Below are 1039 nucleotides of genomic sequence, written 5' to 3' on the forward strand. Positions count from 1 at the left end.
GGCAATGTAGATGATGCCGGCCTTGGCATGGTCGAACGGCGACCCGACGTCGAGCGAGTTCCAGCGGAAAGCCGAAGCGTCGGAAGGGGCTTCGGTTCCGATGGCGGTACCCGAGTCGGGGCGCGCGGACGATTCGGCGGGGAGACCCCAGTTGACGGCGAGCCCGTCGAACGATCCGCCGACGGTCAGTGTCGCGGAAGTGAGAACGACGGTGGATTCGGCGAACAGTCGCGAGCGCAGCAACCCGCCGACCGAGAGCGGAGCCATCCGGACGGAGCGCCGCACCGATCCGCGGAACTCGTCCGAGGACAGCCAGACGACGTCCTTGCGCTTGGCCGGGTCGGGTTCGTCGAAAGCAGTGAGAATGCGCACGGCGCTGTCGTGGACGTCGTCGACGGACGAGAGCGCGGCGTTGCGGGCGGCAGCGGCTTCGGGGTCTGCGGCCGCCATACCCGGTTTGGCCGGGCCGATAGCGGTGCGCAGCGACCAGGCCGCGTCGCGGATCGCGGCCAGTGCGGGCGCCGCCCCGTCCGGGAGGCCTTCCCATCGACCTGGCCGTAATTCTTCGAGGAGCCCCGCCCAACCCTCGCCGGCAGCTTCGAGTCGGTCGGCGTCCTGTTCTTCGGCGATCTTGCCGCAGCGCCTGGCCGCGGCACTGATCGAGGCGGCAGTGAGATCAGCCGTGGCAACGCCGGTGACGCGGTCGACCAACTCGTGGGCCTCGTCGATCACCACGACGTCGTGGTCGGGAAGGATCTGGATGCCGGTGATGGCGTCGATGGCGAGCAGTGCGTGGTTGGTGACCACGACGTCGGCTTTCGACGCCTCGACTCGGGCCCGCTCGGCGAAGCAGTCCTCACCGACCGGGCACTGGTTCTTGCCGATGCACTCGCGGGAGGTGACGCTGACCTGCCGCCACGCCTGATCGGACACGCCCGGCACCAATTCGTCACATGATCACCGACAGTGGGTCAGTCGCGTTTGCAGATGCGGTCCAGAAGGTTGGCGGTGGCGCGCTGGATACGGCCGTCGACGTGGC

1 protein-coding gene is annotated in these 1039 nt (G+C 68.6%); it reads right to left on the bottom strand.

Annotated features, from left to right (window positions below; all coding sequences use genetic code 11):
• A partial coding sequence (locus ABT116_RS50190) for an ATP-dependent DNA helicase (RefSeq protein WP_502984123.1) occupies positions 1-933 on the bottom strand: 933 nt, incomplete at its 3' end.
• Between the last annotated feature and the right edge of the window lie 106 nt (positions 934-1039).

Origin of the sequence: Streptomyces sp. NPDC002130 (genome assembly GCF_040296465.1) — a bacterium.
GTDB lineage: Bacteria > Actinomycetota > Actinomycetes > Streptomycetales > Streptomycetaceae > Streptomyces.